The following is a 21,961-nucleotide window of genomic DNA, read 5'->3' as shown; positions in this document are numbered from 1 at the left end:
GCTCGAGCCGCTCGCGCACCCGCTCGATCTCGCGCACGCCGGGGAGGAAGGCGAGGATGTCGCCCGTCTCCTCGCGCCACGCGGTCATCACGGCGGCGGCCATGCGATCCTCGATTCCCCGCGAGGCATCGCCGCCAAGCCATTTGATCGTAAGCGGAAAACTGCGCCCTTCACTTTCGATCACCTTCGCATCATCGCCCAGCAGCCGGGCGAAACGCGCGCCGTCGATGGTCGCCGACATCACCAGCACCCGCAAATCCTCGCGCAGCACGGCGCGGGTCTCGAGCGCCAATGCCAGCGCCAGATCGCTGTCGAGCGCGCGTTCATGCGCCTCGTCGAACAGCAGCGCCGAGACGCCGGGGAGCTCGGGATCCTCGACCAGCCGGTTGACCAGAATGGCCTCGGTGACGACGAGAATGCGGGTCTTCGCGGAGACCTTGCTGTCGAGCCGGGTCATGTAGCCGACGGTCTCGCCAGGCTTCTCGCCCAGCATTTCCGCCATGCGCTCGGCTGCGGCGCGGGCGGCGACGCGGCGGGGGGAAGTCATGACGATCTGGCCACTGCACCAGTCCTGACCAAGCAGGTCGGGCGCAACCGCGGTGGTCTTGCCCGCCCCCGGCGGCGCGATCAGCACGCCCGCGCCCGGCCCCGCCAATGCGGCGCGGATGTCCGGCAGGACGGCGTGAATGGGCAGATCGGGGTGCATCACCCCGGCGGATAGCCCGCTCAATGCCCCCGCGCGACCGCGAATTGTGCCGCTTCGGCCATCGCGGCGCGTGCCTTGCCGTCGGGGAAGATCGAGATCGCGTCGATCGCACGGTGCGCGAAGTGGCGCGCGCGCTCGCGGGTGTCCTCGACCGCATTGTGCTTGCCAATCAGCCCGATCGCATGGGCGAGATCTTCATCCGTGGTGCGATGGCCGAGGATCGCGTCCTTCCAGAACCGCCGCTCGTCCTCGCCCCCGCGAGCATAGGCGAGGATCACCGGCAGGGTCATCTTGCCCTCGCGGAAGTCGTCACCCTGATCCTTGCCCATTTCGGCAGCGTCGGAATCGTAGTCGATCGCGTCGTCGACCAGTTGGAAGGCAACACCCAGGTTGCGGCCATAGGCCTCGAGCGCGCGCTCCTGCTCCTCCGAGCATTCGGCCACCACCGCGCTGATCTGGCTGGCGGCGGCGAACAGCGCGGCGGTCTTGGCGCCGATGATGTGGAGGTACTGCTCTTCGCTGGTGTTGATCTGGCGCTGGGCGGAAAGCTGCGAGACTTCGCCTTCCGCAATCACCGCGCTGGCGCGCGAGAGGATCGAGAGCACCCGCAGCGAGCCGTCCTCGGTCATCAGCTCGAAGGCACGGCTGAACAGGAAGTCGCCCACCAGCACGGTCGCCGGGTTGCCGAAGATGATGTTGGCCGCCGCCTTCCCGCGCCGAAGCTCGCTGCCGTCGACCACGTCGTCATGCAGCAGCGTGGCGGTGTGGATGAACTCGACCGCGGCAGCGAGCTTGTGGTGGCGCGTGCCCTGGTAGCCGACCAGCTCCGCGCCCGCGAGCGTCAGCATCGGCCGCAGCCGCTTGCCCCCACCGCTGATAAGGTGCCCGGCGAGGCGCGGGATCAGCGGGATCTCGCTTTGCATCCGGTCGAGGATCACGGCGTTGACGGAATTCATGCCGCCCGCGGTCAGCGACAGCATGGGGTCGAGCGTCGGGCCTTTGCGCGGCATGGGAATGATGTCGGCACTCATGCTGGCTTGGCTCCTAGGGCGGCGCGCGCGTCCTTGGCAAGCGCAGAATTGCTGCTAGTTTCGCAGCGCATGGCGCATGATCCGCAACACCCGACCTCGGCTGAACAGGCACCCGATCCCGTTCTGGCGGGCTTCCGCAAGAGCATCGACAACATCGATGCCGCGCTGATCCACATGCTCGCCGAGCGGTTCCGGATCACGCAGGCCGTCGGCGAGTACAAGGCGAAGGCCACCCTCCCGCCCGCCGACCCGGACCGCGAGGCGCGTCAGATCGCGCGGCTGCGCAAACTGTCGGAGGAGGCCGATCTCGACCCCGAGTTCTCCGAGAAGTTCCTGCGGTTCATCATCGACGAGGTGATCCGCCACCACGAGCGCGCGGCGGCGGGCTGAGCGGGTTTACGGTGCCGGCGTCGGCGCGGCTGTCGGCGGCGGCGGCGGCGGCGGGGTGATGGGCGGCTGCCGGCGCAGCGCCTCCAGCAGCTCGGCGCGCTCGCGCAGCAGGCGGCGCTGGTCGCGGGTGAGGCGCGGCGTTTCGGCGAGCGGCACCCCGATGGCATTGCCCCGCCCCTTGCGCGTCAGCGGCACCCCGAGACAGGTCGAATCATCGGCGCGCGCCTTGGTCTCGCACTGCGGCCCGACACCATCTGGATCGAGTGCCGCGGGGGCATAGGGGTTGTGGAAGACCGTGCGCTCGCCCTCGAGCGAATCCGCGGCGCATCCGGCAAGCAGCAGCGGTGCCAGGAACAGAACGGTGCGGGGCCCTCGGTTCACGTCATCGCCTCCGGACAAGCATCTATCGGCAAATCAGTCGCCTGAAAGGCTTGAACCGCAGGTGAACTGCGCCCGCAAAAAAGGGGCACGCTGCCATCCCGGGCTGCGTGCCCCCAGCGTGTTGGCGCGAGGCCGGCCGGATCAGATCGGCCTCGCGCCCGCCACATCCGCGCGCTCGCGGGTCATGCAGGCGAGCGGGGCCGCGTTGCCTGCGGGAGCGGCGGAAACCGGCTGATCAGCCGCGCGGACGACGGGCGCGCGGCGGGCGCGAGACGCCCTCGGCGCGGCTCCTGGAGACGGTGCGGTTCACCTGGCCGTCCCCGCGGGTGGTGACGCGGTCGCGCGAGGCGAGGGTCTCGCCCGCGGCATTGGTCACGCTCTGGCTCGCCTGCGAATTGCCCTGGCCATCGCGGCTGCGACTGCCGGCGAGCCCGTAGGTCTCGCCGCCGCGGCCGGTGGCGGTGCCGGTGAAGGTCGAGCCGCCTTCGGTACGCACGCGCTCGCCCTCGAGGCTGCGGGTGCCACCGTTCGGGCCGGTCTGGACGACGCCGATAGTCGATCCGGTCTCGGTGCGCTGGCGCACCGCGCTGCTGGTGGCGGTCTTGCCGGTGTTGACGTTGGTCACCGCTCGGTCGCGGGTGGCGGTGCCGGTTTCGGGGTTGACCGTGGTGGTCTGGGTCGCGGTGGCGTTGGGGCCTTCATAGGTCTTGGTGCGGGTCTGTTCCTGCGCGGCAAGCGGCGCGGCGAGCGTAATCGCAGCAAGCGAGGCGATCATCAGCGGGGTCTTGATCATCGTAATATTCCTCCATCCCTTCAGGGGGTTGATCCGTCCCGGCGAAGGAAGCGGGGTCGCTGCCGGTGACATGAACTCAACGCCGCAGCCGCGATTGCCCTTCGCGGCGGAGGACAAATTTATTCGGAAGGCGCCGGGGTGTCCTGCGACGGGACAGGTGCGGGTTCAGGCGCGGGCGCGGGTTGCTGCGGCAACCGCACCGCGCGGCGGGTACGCAGCTCGTCGGCGAGCGCGCGGCGCTCCTCGGGCGACATCTCCCGCCAGGCCTTGACCCGCTCGCCAGGGGGCAAGTCGCGCAGGCCGCGAAAGCGCTCGCGCGCCTCGGGGCTGAGCGGTTTGCCGCCGGTGAGATCCTCGCGCGTCAGCGCCTCGCCGTTCTCGACCTTGCGCTGCATCGCCTCGCGCCGCGCGGTGGCGGCAGCATCGGCGCGCTGTTCGCGGGCGGTGACCGCCTGCTCGATCCTGGCGCGCAGCCGTGCCTCTTCCTCGGGCGTAGGCACGCGCAGGCCCGCGGCGCGGCGGCGCTCGATCTCGGACTTGATGCGCTGGTCGATGATCGCGCGGCGCTCCTCGCGGCGGCCGGCACGGACCTGGTCGACGCGGCGCAGCGCCTCCTGCAATTCCTCGGGCGTGTCGATCGGGCCTTCGATGGCCACGGCTGCAGGCGTGGGCGCAGACGCGGGCGCAGCGGCGGCGACCGGCTCGGGCGCGGCGGCGGCCTCGGCGCTGCCGGTGAGGCTCGCCCACACGGTCTTGGCCGAGGGCACGGGGATCGCAAGCTGCTCGAGCAGGCCGGTCGCCGCCGCGGCGGTGGCGAGCGCGCCGAAGCTGGCGACGCCGATGGCGAGGCGCTGGCCGATGCGCCAGCGACGGCTGCGCGCCGGACGGCGCAACTCGGGGAGAGGCAGCGGGCGCGCCTCTGCGGCCGCGAGCACGCGCTCGGCAAAGCCTGCCGGAAGATCGGGGGCGCGGTAGCCGTCGAGCACCCGCGCGAGCGGGCTGCCGGGGGCGATGGGGCCGCTGCCCCGGTCGGATTCGTTCACGCTCATGGCGCGTCTCCTTGCGCCGTCAGGGCCTGCCGCAGCGCCGCACGGGCGCGGTGGAGCAGGCTCTCGAAGGCCTTGATGTTCATGTCCATCGCTTCGGCTGCCTCGGCATTGGGCAGCTCCTCGTAATAGGTCAGCACGATCGCGGCGCGCTGGCGTTCGGGCAGGCCGAGCACCAGCGCCCGCGCCAGATTGTCGCGCTCGCCCGCCTCGAGCACTGCGTCGGCGAGCGGAGCGTCGTCTTCCTCATCGGGCACCTCGCCGCCCGAGAGGCGCCGGGCGCGGCGCAGGCGGTCGATGGCGAGGTTGGTCGCCACCCGCTGGAGCCAGCCGCCAAGCCTGAGGCGCGCCGCCGCCTGGCTGCCGACCGGATGCTTCGCCGCGATGGCGGGCGCATGGTCCCACAGCCGCAGCAGCGCCTCCTGCACGATGTCCTCGGCCTCGTGCGCGTCGCCGGTCATGCGATAGGCGACGCGGTGGAGCGCCGGCCCGTGCCGCGCGATCATTTCGCGCAGCGCCGCCGGATCGCGCGCCGCCAGCCGGGCCGCCCACGCCGCATCGTCGCCCGGCGGCGGGGCGGACCTGGCGGCGGAAGCGGGCTCGGTCGCAGTGTGCATAGGGTCGCAAATGGCCTGTTTGCGTCGATGTCTTCGCCCCTACAACGCGGGCGGCTAAGAAACCCTTCGCGCCGTGTTCACTCCGCGCGCGGCAGGCGCAATTCGACCAGCAGCCCGCCGAGGTCTTCGCTTTCCCCCAGTGTCACGCTGCCGCCGTAGATTTCCGCCACGTCGCGCACGATCGCAAGGCCGAGCCCCGTGCCGGGCTTGCCGGTATCGAGCCTGACGCCGCGGTCGAAGATGCGGATGCGCTCGGCCTCGGGGATGCCCGCGCCGTCATCCTCCACCCAGATCAGGCACATCTTCGGGTCGCGCTCAGCCTCGTCGGGGTCGATGGTGACGAAGACCGAGCCGCCGCCATACTTGGCCGCATTCTCGATCAGGTTGCCGAGCAGTTCGTCCAGATCCTGCCGCTCGAGCGAGACCAGCGCGTTGCGGTCGCCCGCGATGTCGAGCCGCCCCTCGGGATAGAGCCGCTCGACCGCGCGGCGCACGGCCTCGGCGCTCGCCATGACGTTGGTGCGCGCGTGGCCGACCGCGCGGCGGCCGACGGCACGGGCGCGGGCCAAGTGGTGGTCGACATGGCGCTGCATCGTGCGGGTCTCGCGCATCACCGCGTCACCCAGGTCAGGCGCGCGCGCGGTGGCGGCATTGGTGAGCACGGTCAGCGGGGTCTTGAGCGCATGCGCCAGATTGCCCGCGTGGCGCCGCGCCTCCTCCGCCTGCCGCTCGGAATGCTCGAGCAGGGCGTTCAATTCCTCGACCAGCGGCTGCACTTCCAAGGGCAGCGGATCGGTGATGCGGTTCGCGCCCGTGGTGCGCAGCTTCTGGATCGCCGCACGCACCCGCCGCAGCGGAGAAAGCCCGTAGCGAATTTGGAGCAGCGCCATGACCAGCAAGCCGAGGCCGAGCACCGCGAAGGACCAGATCAGGATCAGCCGCACGCGCCCGATCTGCGCGTCCATCTGCTCGGTGGCGCTGGCGACCGCGAAGGTCCAGCGCGTCTCGCTGCCGGGGAGGATCACGGTGCGCTCGGCGATCCGCAGCGGCTCGCCCCTGAACTGGTCGGAATTGTAGATGTGCACCTCGCTGTCGAAGTGCTCCCCCTTCCCTTGCGCCCCCTGAAGCCTGAGCGTCCTGTCCCACAGGCTGCGCGAGGGCCAGGGTTCGAAATTGCCGCCCGAGATCTGCCAGTAGAGCCCGCTGCCGGGCTCGAGGAAACGCTGGTCGCCCAGCGTGCGGTAGAACCATACCTCGCCGCTCGCGTCGATCTCGGCCGAGGCGATCATCGCGGTGAGCTGGTAATCGAGCTGTTCGTCGAAATTGGCCTCGACCTGCGCGGTGAGCGTGCGTTCGAGCGCGATGCCGCCGCCAAGGAGGAGGACGAAGATCCACCCCGCCGCAATCAGCCCCATGCGCCGGGCAAGGCTGGCGCGGGGCTTGGCGACAGCGGGTGCCGGGGCCTCGGGCACACCCTCGCCCTCGCCTGCCGGCAAGGTCACGGGAGCATCGCCGCCGCCCGCCGGCGCCTCAGGCGCGCGGCTGGTCGGCGGGGTCGTCGAGGCTGTAACCGAGGCCACGGATGGTGGTGATCACGTCTGCGCCGAGCTTCTTGCGGATGCGGGTGACGAAGACTTCGATGGTGTTCGAATCCCGGTCGAAATCCTGATCGTAGATATGTTCGATCAGTTCGGTGCGGCTCACCACCTTGCCCTTGTGGTGCATGAGGTAGGAGAGCAGCTTGTATTCCTGCGCGGTCAGCTTGACCGGCTCGCCCGCGAGCGTCACGCGGCCCGAACGGGTGTCCAGCCGCACGTCGCCCGCAGTCAGTTCGGAGGAAGTATTGCCCGAAGCGCGGCGGATCAGCGCGCGCAGGCGGGCGATCAGCTCCTCGGTCTGGAAGGGCTTGGCGAGATAATCGTCGGCGCCCGCATCGAGGCCCGCGACCTTGTCCGACCAGCTGTCGCGCGCGGTCAGCACCAGCACCGGGAAGGCGCGGCCCTCGCGCCGCCACATGCCGAGCACGGTCAGCCCGTCAATCTCGGGCAGGCCGAGATCGAGCACCACCGCGTCGTAATCCTCGGTCGAGCCCATGAAGTGCCCGTCCTCGCCATCGACCGAGAGGTCAACGGCATAGCCCTGGCCTTCGAGCGTCGCCTTCAGCTGCGCGCCCAGTGTGGGTTCGTCTTCGACGATCAGAATGCGCATGGGTCCCCGGTTTCCTGGTTGATGTCCGCTGGGTTCGTGCGCTTTTGGCGGTGACGCGTCAAGCAAGCGCTCAGCACCTGCCGGGCCGCTTTCCCCCGCTCAATGGCCATGCCTGCCCTGCTCAGCGCGAACGGCCGATGATCCGCCCGGTGCGGGCGTCGACATCGACATAGGTCACGCGGCCATCCTTGATGAACTTGAGGCGATAGGCGCGCGCGGTCGAATCATAGGCAAAGCCCAGATATTCGGCATCGCGCATCTGGGGCAGGATCTTCGCCTCGATCTCGCCCGAGCGCATGATGTTGCCCGCCTGCGCCTCGCGCCGTGCCTCGCCTTGCTCGCCGCGCAGCTTGTCGGGCTCGGCGCGTGCGGGCGCGCTCGCCAGCATGGCGGCGGCAAGCGAAGCGAAAAGAAGGGCGGAGCGGGCGTTCATGACAGGATTGTGCCTAGGTGATGTCCATTGAACAAGCCGTGAATGGCTCACTTCGTTCCGGCGGCGGCTTGGCCGAGCAGTTCGTAGGTGATGGTGACGCTCACCCCGGTCGCGACCTGGCCGGGCTGGATGGGAGTCGCGGTCGCCTCGAGCGCCACCGTCTTGGTCGCGGCGTAGGGGACCACATTGCCCGCAATGCCCTCCGAGACAGCCAGCACCCGCACATCCTCATAGCCGAGCATCGCGGCATAGGCCCGCGCCTGCGCCGCGCCGCGCGCGACCGCAGCCTTGCGCGCCTGCGCCTTCAGGGCAGTGTCGTCGGCAATGGCGAAGCTCGGCCCGCCGATGTCGGTCGCGCCGGCCTCGACCAGCGCATCGAGCACGCGGCCGGTATCATCGATCTTGCGCAGGATGACGCTGACCCGATTGCTGGCCTGATAGCCGCGGAACACCGGGCCGCCGTTCTGATAGTCATATTGCGGGCCAAGCGCGACGCCGGTGGTCTGGATGTCCTTCTCGGCGATCCCCGATGCCTTGATGCGGGCGATGACCCTGGCCATCTCGGCGGCGTTCTGCCGCATCGCCTCGGTCGCCGTGGGCGCGGTGGTAGTAACCCCCGCACCGACCGTCGCCTGATCGGGTGCGGCCTCGATGCTCTCGGTGATGCTGAGCTCGATAACCGGCCCGGTCGGCGCAAGATTCACCTGCGGCGCGGCGAAGGCGGCGGCGGGCAGCATCAGCGCCGAGGCGGCAGCGAGGGTGGCGACGGGCTTCAACATGGCAATTCCTCCGGTTCGCCGCGGCTTTGGAGCGCCCCGCCTTTCGCGCGACTGAACCGGCAAGGCGGGCGGGCTTGCGGCGTGCCCTTGCCGCTCGGGCCTCGAGCCCCTAGGTGCGGCGCACCATGGCACAGCCCCCCATCTTCTCGCTCGAAGGCGTGGCCTTGCAGCAGGGCGGCCGCTGGCTGTTCGGCGGGCCGACGCCGACCAGCGGCGCGGCGCCGATCGATCTCCATGTGCTCCCCGGCGACCGCCTCGCGCTGATCGGCCGCAACGGTGCGGGCAAGACGACGCTGCTGCGGCTCATCGCCGGGCGGCTGGAGGCGGACCGCGGGGCGCGACGGGTCAAGCCGGGCACGCGCATCGTGTTCCTCGAACAGGATCCCGATTTCGCGCCCTACGCCACGCTGATGGACTTCGCGATTGGCGGCGAGGATGCGCCGGCGGCCCACGAGGTCGAGGCCATCGCCGGCCAGCTCGGCATCGACATGAGCCGCCCCGCCGCCACCGCCAGCGGGGGCGAGAAGCGCCGCGCCGCCATCGCCCGCGCGCTGGCGCAGGAGCCCGATCTGCTGCTGCTCGACGAGCCCACCAACCACTTGGATCTCGCCGCGATCGACTGGCTCGAGGACTGGCTCAGCCGCTACCGCGGCGCCTTCATCACGATCAGCCACGACCGCACCTTCCTCACCCGCCTGACCCGCGCGACCCTGTGGCTCGACCGCGGGACCATGCGCCGCAAGGAGATCGGCTTCGGCGGCTACGAGGCGTGGGAGGAAACCGTCTACGCCGAGGAGGCCCGCAATGCGGAACGCCTTGATGCGAAACTGAAAATCGAGGCGCACTGGCTCGAGCGCGGGGTCACCGCAAGGCGCAAGCGCAATCAGGGGCGGCTCGAGAAGCTGCACCAGATGCGCGCTGTCAGGGCGGCGATGATCTCGGGCGCTGGCACCGCCAAACTGAAGCTCGCCTCGGATGACGACTTCAAGTCCAAGTCGGTGATCGTCGCCGACAATATTTCAAAGACTTACGGGGAGCGCGCGGTCATCAAGCCCTTCTCCCTGCGCATCCAGAACGGCGACCGCATCGGCATCGTCGGCGCGAACGGCGCGGGCAAGACCACGCTGTTGAAATTGCTCACCAAAGAGATCGAGAGCGACACCGGTTCGGTCACTCATGCGCGCACCCTGTCGGGCGTGATGATCGACCAGCAGCGGAAGCTCCTCGAACCGGGGGCGACGGTCCGCCAGATCCTCGCGGAAGGAGGCGACTGGATCGATGTCAGGGGCGTGCGCAAGCATGTCATGGCCTATCTCAAGGACTTCCTGTTCGATCCGGGCCTGGTCGACACCAAGGTCGGCATCCTCTCGGGGGGCGAGCGCTCCCGCCTGCTGCTCGCCCGCGAGTTCGCCCGCACCGCCAACCTCCTGGTGCTCGACGAGCCGACCAACGACCTCGACCTTGAAACCCTTGATCTGCTTCAGGAAGTCATCGCCGACTTCGAGGGCACCGTGCTCATCGTCAGCCACGACCGCGACTTCCTCGACCGCACCGTCACCATCACCCTCGGGCTCGACGGGTCGGGCAAGGTGGACATTGTCGCAGGCGGTTATGCCGATTGGGAAGCCAGGCGACAGCCTGCGCACAAACCCGCCAAAACCGCGCAACAACCCGCGCAATACCCTGCAACACCTGCGCAACAACCAGCCGCCGCCGCCCGGCCTGCCTCCGCCCCGAAACTGTCCTACAAGGACCAGCGCGATTACGAGATCCTGCCCGCCCGGATCGCCGAACTCGAGGCCGCGATCGCCAAGGGCGAGGCGCTGCTCGGCGACCCCGCGCTCTACACCGCCGACCCCGCCCGCTTCGCCGCGATCTCGCAAGGCATCGCCAATGCCCGGGCCGAGAAGGACGCGGCCGAGGAGCGCTGGCTCACCCTCGCCGAGCTGGTCGAGGGATGAGCGGCCCCACGGCACCGGGGGACACCGTCGAACAGCTTCGGGCGCGCATCGCCGCCTGCACCCTGTGCGCCGCGCACCTGCCGCTCGGGCCGCGCCCGATCACGCGCTTCTCGGCCAGTGCGCGCGTCCTCATCATCGGGCAGGCGCCGGGCACCAAGGTTCACCTCTCCGGGGTGCCGTGGGACGATGACAGCGGCGACCGGCTGCGCGACTGGCTCGGCATCGACAAGGCGCTGTTCTACGACGAGGACAAGGTCGCGCAGATGCCGATGGGGTTCTGCTACCCCGGCAAGGCGGCGGGCGGCGACGCCCCGCCGCGCCGCGAATGCGCGCCGCAGTGGCACGATGCGGTGCTCGCCCACCTGCCCGAGGATCGCCTCACGCTGCTGGTCGGCACCCATGCCCAGGCCCGCTACCTGCCCGAGGCCAGGCGGCTGTCGCTCACCGAGCGGGTGCGCGCCTTCGGGCAGTTCGGCAATCGCATCGCGCTCCCCCACCCCGCATGGCGTTCGCGGCTGTGGATGGCCAAGCACCCGTGGTTCGAGGCCGAGGTGCTCCCCGCCCTGCGCGCGGCGGTTGCCGCCCGCCTCACCTGATCCGGTAATAGTCCGCCACCCGCTCGAGCGCGATCCTGAGCACCAGCTTGCCGCTGCGCGAGGGCCAGCCGAGGCGCTTCTCGGCCTCGGGCAGCGGCTCGCCCGCGCAGACCACGCGCCACAGGATGTCCTCGAGCCCGCGCCCCGCCGCGCTGATCGCCCCGTCGAAGCGGCGGCGCGCGGCGATCTGCTTCTCGCTCGGGTCGAGCCCGCCGGGCGCGGTCGACTTTGCGCGCACCGGGTCCCAGCGCATGGTGATGCTCGCGGGCAGCTGGGCGCGCTCGTAATCGGCGCGCAGCGCCTCGCCCGCGTCGAACAGCCGCTCCGACAGGTGCCCGCGCGCGTGCAGCCAGGCGAGCGGGCTCTCGGCGAGATTGACCGTCACCGAGCGCGAGCGCGCCAGACCCCCCGGCCCCGCCGGGCGCTGGCGCGGGCCTTCGGAAGTCAGTTCGCGTTCGACGAGATGGCGCTTCATGGTCAGATCCTCCGGTTGTTTCCGGCAAGACTTGCCAACAAAGATCATCTGTAGGAAAGAAGAAACCAATCCGGTTATTTTTTCTGTTGGGGTGTTCTTTGTCGCCCTACCGGTTCAGCCTTCGGCTGTGCTGGGCAACCGCTACTCGAGGGCGAGTCCTTGTCGCCCTACCGCTTCGCTACTTGAGGGCATGGCATGACCAACCGCATCCGCGACATCCGCAAGGCCAAGGGGCTGACGCTGGCCGATCTCGCCGCCGCCTGCGATCCGCCGACCACCGCGCAGACCATCGGGCGGCTCGAGACCGGGATGCGCCAGCTCTCGCTCGGATGGATGAACAAGATCGCCGCAGCGCTCGGCGTCGAGCCCGCCAGCCTGATGCGCGCCGAGGCGGCCGCCCCGGCGCAGATCGTCGCCGATCTGACCGCCGCCGGCCCCCAGCCCCTCACCGCCCCGCGCGAGGCGCTTGCGCCGAGCGCGCTCGCCGAAGGTGACGGCCCTTCCCCGATGGTGCTCGCGGTCACCGAGAGCGTCGGCGAATACCGCCCGGGCGACCTCGTGTGGCTGCGCCCGCTCGATCCGCAAGCGGACCAATCGTCCCTGGGCCGCGCCATGAACCGCGATTGCCTCGTCCCCCGGCCCGGCGGGCGCTTCGCCTTCGGGCGGCTGATCGAGCGCGACGGCGCCCGCGTCCGGCTCCTTCCCCCCGGCGTCGGCGTGAAACAGGTGGTGGTCGACAACCCGCCCTGGGTCGCGGTCGCCTTCATGCTGGTTAGGGCGCTTTAACATGGAGGCCGTAGGGAGGCAGGCGTGAAGCACGTCCTCGTCCTCTCCACGCTCTATCCCAACCCGGTGAACCCGCGGTTCGGCACCTTCGTCGCGCGCTCGCTGGAGGCACTGGCCAAGCGCGGGGACTGGCGGGTGACGGTGGTCAATCCCGTCGGCCTGCCCCCGCTGGCGCTCGGCCGCTACCGCGCGCTCGCCGACCTGCCCGCAGTGGCCGAGGAAGGCGGCGTCACGATCAACCGCCCGCACTTCACCCTGATCCCGCGCATCGGCGCGCGCCGCAACGCCGCCGCCATCGCGCGGGCCGTGCTGCCGCTGGCGCGGCGCCTCCATGCCGAGGCGCCCTTCGATCTCGTCGATGCGCAGTTCTTCTTCCCCGACGGCCCGGCAGCGGCGATCATCGCGCGGGGCTTGCGCCTGCCGCTCTCGATCAAGGCGCGCGGGAGTGACATCACCTTGTGGGGGCGGCATGATTTCGCCCGGTCACAAATGGTGGCGGCAGCGCAGGCGGCGAAGGGACTGCTCGCCGTCAGCCGCGATCTGGCCGAGCAGATGGCGGCGATGGGAATGGATGAGGCCAAGATCACGGTGCACTATACCGGGCTTGATCGCGACCGTTTCCGCCCGTTCGAACACACCCAGCTGCGCCGCCAGCTGTCCGAGGCGCTGGGCTTTGCCATGCCCGACAATGCCCCGCTGCTCGCCTGCGTGGGCGCGCTGATCGCGCGCAAGGGGCAGGCGATCGCCATTCAGGCCTTGCGCGACATCCCCGGCGCGCGGCTGGTGCTGGTCGGCAAGGGCGAGGACGAGGCGCGTCTCAGGGCGCTTGCCGCGAGCGAGGGGGTGGCAGATCGGGTGCACTTCGCCGGATCGATCGACCATGACCTGATGCCGCTGATCCTCTCGGCGGCGGACGTGATGGTCCTGCCGACGGCCAGCGAGGGCCTCGCCAATGCCTGGGTCGAGGCGCTCGCCTGCGGGACGCCGGTGGTGACCTGCGACGTCGGCGGCGCGCGCGAGCTGATAGCGAGCGATGTCGCTGGGCGACTGGTCGCGCGCAATCCGCAGGCCGTGGCGGCCGGGATCAACGCGGTGCTCAACAACCCGCCTCCGCGCGAGGCGGTGGCGGCGCTGACCGAGGGGTTTTCTTGGGACGCCAATGCGGCGGCACTGGCGGCGTATTGGGAGGGGTTGGTAACGGCCGCCTGAGGGCGACGCGCTTTACCCCTGCCCCTTTGCCAGCTTTTCCTGCTTGTCGAGCGCGGTTTCGGTCGGGACGAAGCTGTTGGTCGTCACCCCCATCCAGATCAGCAGCGGCCCGGCCATGTAGATCGAGGAATAGGTTCCCACGAACAGGCCCACGGTGATCGCCGCGACCATGCCGAACAGGCTCGGCGGGCCGAAGAGCAGCAGCGGGATCAGCGCGATGAACAGCGTCAGCGAGGTCATGACGGTGCGCGCCAGCGTCTCGTTGACCGACAGGTCGAGCAGCGCGCCCATCTCCATCTTGCGGTATTTCTTGAGGTTCTCGCGGATGCGGTCGTAGACCACGATGGTGTCGTTCAGCGAATAGCCGATGATCGCGAGGATCGCGGCGACGATCTGCAGGCTGAACTCCCACTGGGTCAGCGCGAACAGGCCGAGCGTGATCGACACGTCGTGCACCAGCGCGAACATCGCGCCGACGCCGAACTGCCATTCGAAGCGCACCCAGATATAGAGCGAGACCGCCGCCATCGCCGCCAGCAGCGCGAGGATCGCCTGGTTGCGGAACTCGCCCGCGACCTTGCCCGAAACCGTGTCGTTGCCGTCGACGCGGACGTCGGCGTGGTCGGCCCTGACCGCCGCGATCACCCGCTCGCCGATCTTCTTGGCGGCATCGGGAGTCTCCTCGGCGCCGTCGGGCAGCTTGACGCGGATCGAGACCTGGTTGGGCGCGCCGAATTCCTGCACCACCGGCTCGCCGTAGCCCAGCCCGGCGATCTTCTCGCGCAGCGAGGGGATCGGCGCGGTGGTCTGCTGGGTGAAGGTCATGCGCACCTCCTGTCCGCCGGCGAAGTCGACGCCGAAGGCAAGGCCGTTGACTGCCACCGCGATCCAGCTCCCCACGATCAGCACGAGGCTGAGCACGAAGAAAGGCACGCGCAGTTTCAGGAACTGGATGTTGGTGTTGTCGGGGACAAGCTTCAGGAGTTTCATCTGTCCCGGCTCCTCAGATGGTGATGTCGTTGGGGCGCGCCTTGCGCAGCCATCCGGCGACGAACATGCGGGTGAGGGTCACGCCGGTGAACACCGAGGTGATGATCCCGATGAACAGCACCACCGCAAAGCCGCGCACCGGCCCGCTGCCGAACACGCCCAGCGCGAGCGCCGAGATGAGGTTGGTGAGGTTCGCATCGAAGATCGCGCGGCTGGCTTCCTTGTAGCCGGTCTCGACCGCGGCGACGACCCGGCGCCCGCGCGCGCGCTCCTCGCGGATGCGCTCGTTGATCAGCACGTTGGCATCGACCGCTGCGCCGATCGTGATCACGAAGCCCGCGATCCCCGGCAGGCTCAGCGTGAAGCCGAACACCGCCATCAGCCCGAGCAGCATCAGCACGTTGAACACCAGCGCGACCGTGGCGTAGATGCCGAAGCGGCCATAGGTCGCGATCATCAGCGCGATCACCGCAAGGCTGCCGATGCCCATCGCGATCAGGCCCTTGCGGATCGAATCCGCACCGAGGTCCGGCCCGACGGTGCGTTCCTCGACCACCGCCAGCGGCACCGGCAGCGCGCCCGAACGCAATGAGATCGCGAGGTTGTTGGCGCTTTCGGGGGTGAAGCTCCCCGCGATCTGCGCCCGCCCGCCGAGGATCGGCTCATTGATATTGGGCGCGGAAAGCACCTGGCCATCGAGGATGATCGCGAAGGGCTTGCCGACATTCTCGGTGGTGAGCTTGGCGAACTTGGCCCCGCCCTGCGCGTCGAAGGCGATGGTGACCACGCTCTGGCCGTTCTGCGGGTCACGTTCGGCCTGCGCGCCGGTGAGGTTGTCGCCGCGGATCCCGCCCAGCCGCTTGACCGCGATCGCGCTGCCCGCACCGGGCGTCCCGGGGGCATATTGGACGATCTGGCTGCCCGCCGGCGCGATTCCCGCCTCGATATTGGTCGGCAGGGCATCGAGATCGACCAGCTTGAATTCGAGCTGCGCGGTCTTGCCGAGCAGGTCCTTCAGCCCCTGCGGATCCTGCAGCCCCGGCACCTGCACGACGATGCGGGTCTCGCCCTGGCGGATGATGGTCGGCTCGCGCGTGCCGAGCTCGTCGATGCGGCGGCGCACGACCTCGGTGGCGCTGTCCATCGCATCGTCGATCGCCTGGTTCACCCCGGCCTCGGTCTGGCTGAGCACGATGCGCTGGCCGTCAACGACATTGAGCTCCCACTCGCGCACCGTGGTCGCGCCCTGCATCGCCGGCTCGATCAGCCCGCGCGCGCGGTCGATATCGGCGGCGTTCTCGAGGATGAAGGAGAGCTGGCCGTCTGCGGTCGAGACGTCGCCGATGCGGATGCGCGGCTCGGCGTTGCGCATCAGCTGGCGGACCGTCTCCTCCATGTTCTCGAGCCGCTGCGCGCGCACGTCGGCGGCCTTGGCCTCGAGCAGCAGGTGCGAGCCGCCGGCAAGGTCGAGCCCGAGATTGACCTGCGGCTCCGGCAGTGCCGAGGGCCAGTCGAGCCCCGCGACATTGGCGAGCGAGGGCAGCGCCAGCAGCGAGGCCGCGAGCGTCATCGCCCACAGCGAGAGCTTCTTCCAGAGGGGAAAGTCGAGCATTGCGTCAGGGTCTCACACGCAAAGGTTCATGGTTGCGAAGGGCCGATGCCGCCGCGCAGCCTCAGTCGTTGGCGGGCTTGCCGGCGGGCGGAATGATGTCGCCCAGCGTCGCCTTGATCGCCTTGACGCGGACATTGGGGCCGAGATCGAGCTCGACATAGACATCGTCGACCTTGACCACCTTGCCGACGAGGCCGCCCGCGGTCACCACCTGATCGCCCTTCTTGACGGCGGCGATCTTGGCCTGGTGCTCCTTCTGCTTCTTCATCTGCGGCGCGATGATCAGGAACCAGAAGATCGCGATCATGCCGACGATCGGCACGATGTTGAGCCAGAAGGCCGCCCCCGAAGGCGCGCCCGCCCCGGCAGCGGCGGCGAGAAGGTCGATTGTCATGCGCTAGAGCCCGTCAGATCCCGTGGTATGTCGTCCGGGGCTTGCCGCCCCGACCATTCAAGTGGGCGCGCCTAGCAGCAATGCAAGCGAGCCGCAATCGCGAGGGGGCACAGACGGTGCACAGGCGCAACACCTGTGCCCTTTCAAACCCGCTTGCCAGCCTCCCCGTGCGCTCCTATAGGCCCCGCTCCACTGGTGTCGGGACGTAGCGCAGCCTGGTAGCGCATCACACTGGGGGTGTGGGGGTCGGAGGTTCGAATCCTCTCGTCCCGACCAGTGGACTTCTTTCTCCGTGTCCGCCGCCCGTGCCCGCGCAATTGCGTGCCGCACCCGCGCGGGCTAGGCTGACGGCTTGTCCCAGCCTTCTCCTGAAAGCCGCACCTGCCGATGACCCGCTGGCGCCTTGCCGCTCCCGTCGACGACATCCGCGAGGCGCTGCTGGCGCTTCCCGCGCTGCCGGAGCGTTTCGCCATTGCGACACTGGTCGAGGTCGACGGCTCGGCTCCGCGCGATGTCGGCGCGCAGATGCTGATCACGCCGGATGAGCACTGGGGGTTCCTGTCGGGCGGCTGCATCGAGGATGATGTCGCGCGCCATGGCCGCGCAGTGATGGCCGAGGGTGCGCCGCGCACCTTGCGCTATGGCGAAGGGAGCCCGTGGATCGACATCAAGCTCGCCTGCGGATCGGGGATCACCGTGCTGGTCGAGCCGGTCGCGGCCGGCGAACCGGCGGTGGCGGCGCTGCTCGATGGCTGGCGCACCCGCGCGCCGGTGCTGTTCTCGAGCGACGGCACCACCCGCCGCGCCGAAGCCGCCGGCGAGGCGCCCTGCGATGCTTGGGATGGCGCGCGCTACACCCGCCTCTTCCCCCCGCCGCTCAAGCTGGTGCTGATCGGCGAGGACGGTGCGACGCTCAGCGCGGCTTCGCTGGCGCTGGCGATGGGCTGGCAGGTCGCGCTCGTCACCCCCGGCGGGCCGGAGGCGGCCCCGATGGAAGCGATCTCCTACCACCGCGGCGACCCGGAGGGGGCGCTCAAGGCCATCGCACCCGACCGCTGGACCGCTGTCGCGGTGCTCTCGCACGACCGCGAGGATGACGAGCGCGGGCTTGCGGCGGCGCTCTCCTCCCCGGCCTTCTATGTCGGCGCCATCGGCGCGCGGGTGCGGCTGGAGCAGCGGGTGGCAAAGCTGCGCGGCCACGGCGTCGGCGAGGCGGCTTTGGCGCGGCTCCATGCCCCCATCGGGCTCTACGGCTTCGGCAAGGCCCCGCGCGAGGTGGCGCTCTCGCTGGTGGCCGAGGTGGCTCAGGCCTTCCACGCGGCAGCGGCCGCCGCAAGGTCGTCGGGCGTGTCGATGTCGAGCAGCACGCCGCTGTCGGCGGTGTCGAGGTAGGCAACCCGCTCGGAGTGCGCCTTCAACAACGCGGTCGCCCCGGCATCGCCCTCCAGCATCAGGAGATCGCCAAAGGCGGAGCGGGTCAAGGCTACAGGGTGGCCGGGCTTGCCCTCGCAGCGCGGCCTTGCGGCGTACCCCGCGGCCTGCGCCCGCTCGACAAGGTCAGCGCACAGCGCCACAGGCACGAGCGGCATGTCGCCAAGGAAGACGCACACGCCTTGGCTCGCGGAATCGAGCGCGGCAATGCCGGTGCGCAGGCTCGCGGCCATGCCCTCGCCCCAGCCGGGCGCGTGGACGATCCGGCAGGCGAGCCCATCCAGCGCGCCGCGGACCGGAGCGTCATCCGCTCCCGTGACGACAACCACCTCGGCAAAGCCTGCGCCCAGCACCCGCTCGGCCACCCGCCGGATGACCGGTGCGCCGCCGAGGTCGGCGAGGAGCTTGCCGCTCCCGCCATCTTTGGCAAACCGCCGCCCCGCCCCCGCGGCGAGGATCAGCGCCGACCAGCGACCGAGGCTCAGGCTTTCGCCTGCGTGAGAATCGGCAGGTTGCGGATGCGCTTGCCGGTGAGCGAGGCGAGCGCGTTGGCCAGCGCCGGGGTCGCGGGCGGCAGGCCCGGCTCGCCGATCCCGCCGGTCTTCGCGCCGCTGTCGGCGAAATGTACGTCCACCGCAGGCGGCGCGTCGGCCAGCTTGAGGATCGGGTAGTCGGAGAAATTGCTCTCGACCACCGCGCCCGCCTCGAGCGTCACCGCCTCGCCGATGCCCGACGAGAGCCCCATGATGAGGCCGCCCATGATCTGCGCCTCGGCATTCAAGGGGTTCACCGTGGTGCCGCAATCGACCACCGCGAAGGCGCGCACCACCCTGGGGCTGCCGTCCTCTTTGAGAGTGGCTTCGACCACCTCGGCAACGATCGTGTCGAAGCTCTCGACAATCGCGATGCCCCGGCCCACGCCCTCGGGCAGCGGCGTGCCCCAGCCCGAGCGCTTGGCGACTTCATCGAGCACCTTGAGATGCCGCGAATCCGCCGCCAGATGCTTGCGCCGGAACTGGTAGGGGTCCGCCCCTGCCGCCAGCGCGAGCTCGTCCATGAAGCTCTCGGTGTAGAAGCCCAGCTGCGTCGCATTGACCGAGCGCCACGGCCCGTCGATCTGGTTCGACTGGTAGGCGAAATGCCGCCGCGAGGTCGCCGGAATGTTGTAGATGAAGGGCACCTCGCCCTCGGCATTCCCGCTCTGGGCGTAATCGATCCGCAGCGCGGTGATGCTGCCGTCCTTGAGCGAAGCGGCCAGCTTGGCCGAGGATTGCGGGCGGTAGGAGCCGTGGGTGACTTCCTGCTCGCGGCTCCACACCAGCTTGACGGGGTATGGCACCTGCGTGGCGACGAGCGCGATCTGGTCGATGATCTCGACGATATCGGGGAAGCGCCGGCCGAAGCCGCCGCCCATGATCATGGTGTTGAACACCACCTTCTCGACATCGAGCCCCGCCGCCTTGGCCGCGCGGGTGCGGGTGCTGAGCGGGTCCTGCAGCCCGCCCCAGATGGTGAGCGTGCCGTCCTTGAAGTGGCCGGTGAGCGCGAAGGGCTCCATCATCGCGTGATGGAGGAAGGGGACGCGGTATTCGGCCTCGACCAGCTTCGCGCCCGCTGCCTTGAAGGCGCCGTCGACATCGCCCGATCCGCCCTCGTTGTCGGGCTTGCCGCCCGCCATCAGCTTGGCTTGCGCAGCGTAGATCGCCGGGGTCGAGACCGCCGCATGGCCGCCGTCGGAGAATTTTGGTGTCAGCGCAGCCAAGCCCTTGGTGGCGGGCCAGTAGCCCGAGCCGATCACCACCACCGCATCGGGCAGCTTGATGACCTTCTCGACGCCCTTCACGGCGAGCGCCGGGGCCTCGTCGACGCTCTCGAGCTTGCCGCCGCGCACCGGGGCCGCGGCGATGGTTGCGACGCGCATCTCGGGGAGCGTGAAGTCGATCCCGTAGACCGCCGAGCCATCGACCTTGGCCGGAATGTCGCGGCGCGGCACGCCGGTGCCGATCAGCTTCCACTCTTCGCGGGTCTTGAGCACCGGATCGCTGGCGAGCGAGCGCTCGGCCGCGCCAGCCGCGAGTTCGCCATAGCGCAGCGACTTGCCCGACTTGGCGTGGGTGACGACAGAATCGGCGGTGGTGAGCTCGCTCTCGGGCACGCCCAGCCGGTCGGCGGCCTCGGCGACCAGCGCCGCGCGCACCGCCGCGCCGGTGCGGCGCATCGCGATCTCGCCGGTGAAGCGGATCGCCGATGAGCCGCCGGTGATCATCAGCGGCATCGAGCGCGCCATCATGCCGATCACCGCATCGGGGATCAGCCCTGCCAGCGTTTCGCCCGCCATCGTCGGCAGGAAGCCCTTGGCGAGCGCGGCGTTGGCGAAGGCGAGGTCGGCCGGGGCCTGCTCGATCGCGACCTTGTTCCAGTCCGCATCGAGTTCGTCCGCCAGCATCTGCGCGAGCGCCGTGTGCGAGCCCTGGCCGAAGTCGATATGCGGCGAGAAGACCGTGACCGTGTCGTCCTCGGCGATGGTCATGACGCTGCCAAAGGCTTGGCGGCCCTCACCGCCGATCAGGGCATTGCCCTTGGCCTTGACCGAGCTGTCGGTCCACCACACGCCGAAGATGCCGCCGCCCACCACCAGCGCGGAGCCGGCGAGGAAGATGCGACGCTTGATGCCCTTGCGCTTGGGCTTGGCTGCGGGAGTTGCGGTTTCCGGCAGGTCGATATCGGGATTGGGGTTGTCGGCCATCATGCGTCTCCCGTCTGGGCGGCGGCGGGAACGGCTGCCGCCGCGCCGGTGGCGGCGAGGATCGCCTTGCGGATGCGCGGATAGGTGCCGCAGCGGCAGATATTGGTCATCGCCTCGTCGATCTGTTCGTCGCTCGGCGTGCCGACCGCCTCGATCAGCGCCACGGCGGCCATGATCTGCCCCGACTGGCAGTATCCGCATTGCGGCACCTGCGCCTCGATCCACGCCTGTTGCACCTTGTGGAGCGTGCCGTCGGCGGCCTTCAGCCCTTCGATCGTGGTCACGGATTTGCCCGCTACCTCGCCCACCGGCACGCTGCACGAGCGGGTGAGGTTGCCGTCGACATGCACCGAACACGCCCCGCAAGCGGAGATGCCGCAGCCGAACTTGGTGCCGGTGAGGCCGAGATCGTCACGCAAGGCCCACAGCAGCGGCGTATCGGCATCGGCCTCCACGCTCACGGGCTTGCCGTTTACAGAAAATGCGATGGCCATGAGGCGGCGCTCCCCCGCTGGTTGGTAATTTGGGTTGTCTATAGCAACGCATGGCCCTCCTCTCCAAACGGAAAGACGCTGCGGCCGCGCGGGTTCCGGCAAATGACGCAGGCTTGCGATGCGCGGGCGCGCTCCGTAAGCGCTGGGGGACCGAGGAGAGGACGTCCGATGCCCCACACCATCCCCACCCCGCCCCGCATGCGCTCGTGGCTGTTCGCGCCCGGAGACAGCGAGAAGAAGATGGGCAAGGCCGAGGCGAGTGCGGCGGATATCGCGCTGCTCGATCTGGAGGACTCGGTCTCGCCCGAGAACAAGCCCGCCGCGCGCCAGATGGTGGCCGAGCAGATTGCAGCCAGCGCGAACAAGGCGCGGCTGTGGGTGCGGGTCAACCCGATCGCGGGGCACGAGTGCATCGCCGATCTCGCCGCGATCATGCCCGCGCGTCCCGGCGGGGTGTTCCTCCCCAAGGCCGAAGGCGCGGCGGACGTGACGCAGCTTCACCACTATCTCACCGCGCTGGAGGCCGCGAACGGCATTCCCTTGGGGCGCACGCTGATCGCCGCACTGGTGACCGAGACGGCGGCGGCGATGTTCCGCACGGGCGACTACGCGGGCGACTATCCGGGCCGCGAGCGGCTGGTGGCGATGAGCTGGGGGGCGGAGGACCTGTCCTCGGCGCTGGGCGCGCGCGAGCAGCGCGGGCCGGACGGCGAATATTCGCACACCTACGAGATGGCGCGCAGCCTGTGCCTGATCGGCGCGGCGGCGGCAGGCGTTGCGGCGATCGAGACGGTGCAGCCCGAATTCCGCGACCTCGATGCGCTGGCGGCACGCGCGCGGCGGGTGCCGCCAGCGCATCGAGGTCGCGGAATTCGGGCTGCAC

24 protein-coding genes and 1 tRNA gene are annotated in these 21,961 nt (G+C 69.8%); 8 read left to right on the top strand and 17 right to left on the bottom strand.

Features of this window, described 5'->3' with window-relative positions:
* Together AX692_RS09270 and AX692_RS09265 are read right to left on the bottom strand one after the other, a co-directional pair.
* Positions 1-706: DEAD/DEAH box helicase (locus tag AX692_RS09270; protein ID WP_155646301.1), on the bottom strand; the 706-nt coding region annotated here is incomplete at its 3' end.
* 20 nt (positions 707-726) lie between these two features.
* Positions 727-1,737 carry a polyprenyl synthetase family protein gene (locus AX692_RS09265; RefSeq protein ID WP_073973076.1) on the bottom strand — a complete coding sequence of 337 codons (1,011 nt, stop codon included), beginning with the start codon at positions 1,735-1,737 and terminating at the stop codon, positions 727-729.
* 69 nt (positions 1,738-1,806) lie between these two features.
* On the opposite strand from AX692_RS09265, the gene AX692_RS09260 reads away from it, so the two are divergent.
* A complete protein-coding gene (locus AX692_RS09260; RefSeq protein WP_073973075.1) occupies positions 1,807-2,127 on the top strand; it encodes a chorismate mutase in 321 nt (106 codons plus the stop codon).
* Positions 2,128-2,133: 6 nt separating this feature from the next.
* On the opposite strand, the gene AX692_RS20090 is transcribed toward AX692_RS09260, so the two are convergent.
* The 8 genes from AX692_RS20090 to AX692_RS09220 all read right to left on the bottom strand — a co-directional run bounded on the left by AX692_RS20090 (position 2,134) and on the right by AX692_RS09220 (position 8,384).
* Positions 2,134-2,508, bottom strand: a complete 375-nt coding sequence (locus AX692_RS20090) for a hypothetical protein (RefSeq protein WP_073973074.1) — start codon at positions 2,506-2,508, stop codon at positions 2,134-2,136.
* 235 nt (positions 2,509-2,743) lie between these two features.
* The gene (locus AX692_RS09250) at positions 2,744-3,301 is read right to left on the bottom strand and encodes a hypothetical protein (protein WP_073977438.1); all 558 of its coding nucleotides are present in this window, start codon (positions 3,299-3,301) and stop codon (positions 2,744-2,746) included.
* A 119-nt stretch (positions 3,302-3,420) separates the two neighbouring features.
* Complete coding sequence (locus AX692_RS09245) at positions 3,421-4,350, bottom strand: hypothetical protein (protein ID WP_073981543.1); 930 nt, start codon at positions 4,348-4,350, stop codon at positions 3,421-3,423.
* A complete protein-coding gene (locus AX692_RS09240; protein ID WP_230959604.1) occupies positions 4,347-4,964 on the bottom strand; it encodes a sigma-70 family RNA polymerase sigma factor in 618 nt (205 codons plus the stop codon). Before AX692_RS09240 ends, AX692_RS09245 begins: the two co-directional genes overlap by 4 nt.
* A 77-nt stretch (positions 4,965-5,041) precedes the next feature.
* Positions 5,042-6,466, bottom strand: a complete 1,425-nt coding sequence (locus AX692_RS09235; protein WP_419470492.1) for a sensor histidine kinase — start codon at positions 6,464-6,466, stop codon at positions 5,042-5,044.
* A gap of 28 nt (positions 6,467-6,494) precedes the next feature.
* Positions 6,495-7,172, bottom strand: a complete 678-nt coding sequence (locus tag AX692_RS09230; protein ID WP_073976149.1) for a response regulator transcription factor — start codon at positions 7,170-7,172, stop codon at positions 6,495-6,497.
* Positions 7,173-7,293: 121 nt separating this feature from the next.
* Positions 7,294-7,605: a PepSY domain-containing protein gene (locus AX692_RS09225; protein ID WP_073976148.1), complete on the bottom strand. Its 312-nt coding sequence runs from the start codon at positions 7,603-7,605 to the stop codon at positions 7,294-7,296.
* Between the two features lie 47 nt (positions 7,606-7,652).
* A complete protein-coding gene (locus AX692_RS09220) occupies positions 7,653-8,384 on the bottom strand; it encodes an SIMPL domain-containing protein (RefSeq protein WP_073976147.1) in 732 nt (243 codons plus the stop codon).
* Positions 8,385-8,509: 125 nt separating this feature from the next.
* Here AX692_RS09220 and AX692_RS09215 point away from each other — a divergent pair, with 125 nt between their 5' ends.
* Both AX692_RS09215 and AX692_RS09210 read left to right on the top strand, forming a co-directional pair.
* Entirely contained in the window at positions 8,510-10,345 is a 1,836-nt protein-coding gene (locus tag AX692_RS09215) for an ABC-F family ATP-binding cassette domain-containing protein (protein ID WP_073976146.1), read from the top strand.
* Positions 10,342-10,941 carry a uracil-DNA glycosylase family protein gene (locus tag AX692_RS09210; protein WP_073976145.1) on the top strand — a complete coding sequence of 200 codons (600 nt, stop codon included), beginning with the start codon at positions 10,342-10,344 and terminating at the stop codon, positions 10,939-10,941. The genes AX692_RS09215 and AX692_RS09210 overlap by 4 nt, the downstream gene beginning before the upstream one ends.
* Here AX692_RS09210 and AX692_RS09205 read toward each other — a convergent pair.
* A complete protein-coding gene (locus AX692_RS09205; RefSeq protein ID WP_073976144.1) occupies positions 10,934-11,416 on the bottom strand; it encodes a DUF6456 domain-containing protein in 483 nt (160 codons plus the stop codon). The two genes, AX692_RS09210 and AX692_RS09205, sit on opposite strands and share 8 nt — an antisense overlap.
* 195 nt (positions 11,417-11,611) lie before the next feature.
* Here AX692_RS09205 and AX692_RS09200 point away from each other — a divergent pair, with 195 nt between their 5' ends.
* The gene (locus tag AX692_RS09200; RefSeq protein WP_073977440.1) at positions 11,612-12,202 is read left to right on the top strand and encodes a helix-turn-helix domain-containing protein; all 591 of its coding nucleotides are present in this window, start codon (positions 11,612-11,614) and stop codon (positions 12,200-12,202) included.
* A 24-nt stretch (positions 12,203-12,226) separates the two neighbouring features.
* Positions 12,227-13,411: a glycosyltransferase gene (locus tag AX692_RS09195; RefSeq protein WP_073975883.1), complete on the top strand. Its 1,185-nt coding sequence runs from the start codon at positions 12,227-12,229 to the stop codon at positions 13,409-13,411.
* 12 nt (positions 13,412-13,423) lie between these two features.
* Here AX692_RS09195 and secF read toward each other — a convergent pair whose 3' ends face one another.
* From secF to yajC, 3 genes are all read right to left on the bottom strand, one after another.
* Positions 13,424-14,401 carry a protein translocase subunit SecF gene (secF, locus tag AX692_RS09190; RefSeq protein ID WP_073975882.1) on the bottom strand — a complete coding sequence of 326 codons (978 nt, stop codon included), beginning with the start codon at positions 14,399-14,401 and terminating at the stop codon, positions 13,424-13,426.
* A gap of 13 nt (positions 14,402-14,414) precedes the next feature.
* Positions 14,415-16,013, bottom strand: coding sequence for a protein translocase subunit SecD (gene secD, locus AX692_RS09185; RefSeq protein ID WP_073975881.1), 1,599 nt, complete (start codon positions 16,011-16,013; stop codon positions 14,415-14,417).
* A 61-nt stretch (positions 16,014-16,074) separates the two neighbouring features.
* Positions 16,075-16,407: a preprotein translocase subunit YajC gene (gene yajC, locus AX692_RS09180; protein ID WP_073975880.1), complete on the bottom strand. Its 333-nt coding sequence runs from the start codon at positions 16,405-16,407 to the stop codon at positions 16,075-16,077.
* 199 nt (positions 16,408-16,606) lie between these two features.
* Here yajC and AX692_RS09175 point away from each other — a divergent pair.
* Both AX692_RS09175 and AX692_RS09170 read left to right on the top strand, forming a co-directional pair.
* Positions 16,607-16,683 (top strand) — tRNA-Pro (locus AX692_RS09175).
* 111 nt (positions 16,684-16,794) lie between these two features.
* Positions 16,795-17,799 (top strand): XdhC family protein, encoded by a 1,005-nt coding sequence (locus AX692_RS09170; RefSeq protein WP_073975879.1) that lies wholly within the window; start codon positions 16,795-16,797, stop codon positions 17,797-17,799.
* Here AX692_RS09170 and AX692_RS20085 read toward each other — a convergent pair.
* Genes AX692_RS20085 through AX692_RS09155 form a run of 3 tightly spaced genes read right to left on the bottom strand, consistent with a single transcriptional unit; the run spans position 17,712 to position 21,078 of the window.
* Positions 17,712-18,296: a nucleotidyltransferase family protein gene (locus AX692_RS20085; protein WP_230959848.1), complete on the bottom strand. Its 585-nt coding sequence runs from the start codon at positions 18,294-18,296 to the stop codon at positions 17,712-17,714. The two genes, AX692_RS09170 and AX692_RS20085, sit on opposite strands and share 88 nt — an antisense overlap.
* A 23-nt stretch (positions 18,297-18,319) precedes the next feature.
* A complete protein-coding gene (locus AX692_RS09160; RefSeq protein ID WP_230959605.1) occupies positions 18,320-20,587 on the bottom strand; it encodes a xanthine dehydrogenase family protein molybdopterin-binding subunit in 2,268 nt (755 codons plus the stop codon).
* The gene (locus AX692_RS09155) at positions 20,584-21,078 is read right to left on the bottom strand and encodes a (2Fe-2S)-binding protein (RefSeq protein WP_073977441.1); all 495 of its coding nucleotides are present in this window, start codon (positions 21,076-21,078) and stop codon (positions 20,584-20,586) included. Before AX692_RS09155 ends, AX692_RS09160 begins: the two co-directional genes overlap by 4 nt.
* A 168-nt stretch (positions 21,079-21,246) precedes the next feature.
* Here AX692_RS09155 and AX692_RS09150 point away from each other — a divergent pair.
* Positions 21,247-21,961 (top strand): HpcH/HpaI aldolase/citrate lyase family protein (locus AX692_RS09150; RefSeq protein ID WP_230961051.1); only part of this gene is annotated, 715 nt, incomplete at its 3' end.

The sequence above is a fragment of the Erythrobacter donghaensis genome (genome assembly GCF_001557325.1).
GTDB classification, from domain to species: domain Bacteria; phylum Pseudomonadota; class Alphaproteobacteria; order Sphingomonadales; family Sphingomonadaceae; genus Erythrobacter; species Erythrobacter donghaensis_B.
This window is presented reverse-complemented; position numbering and strand designations above follow the sequence as displayed.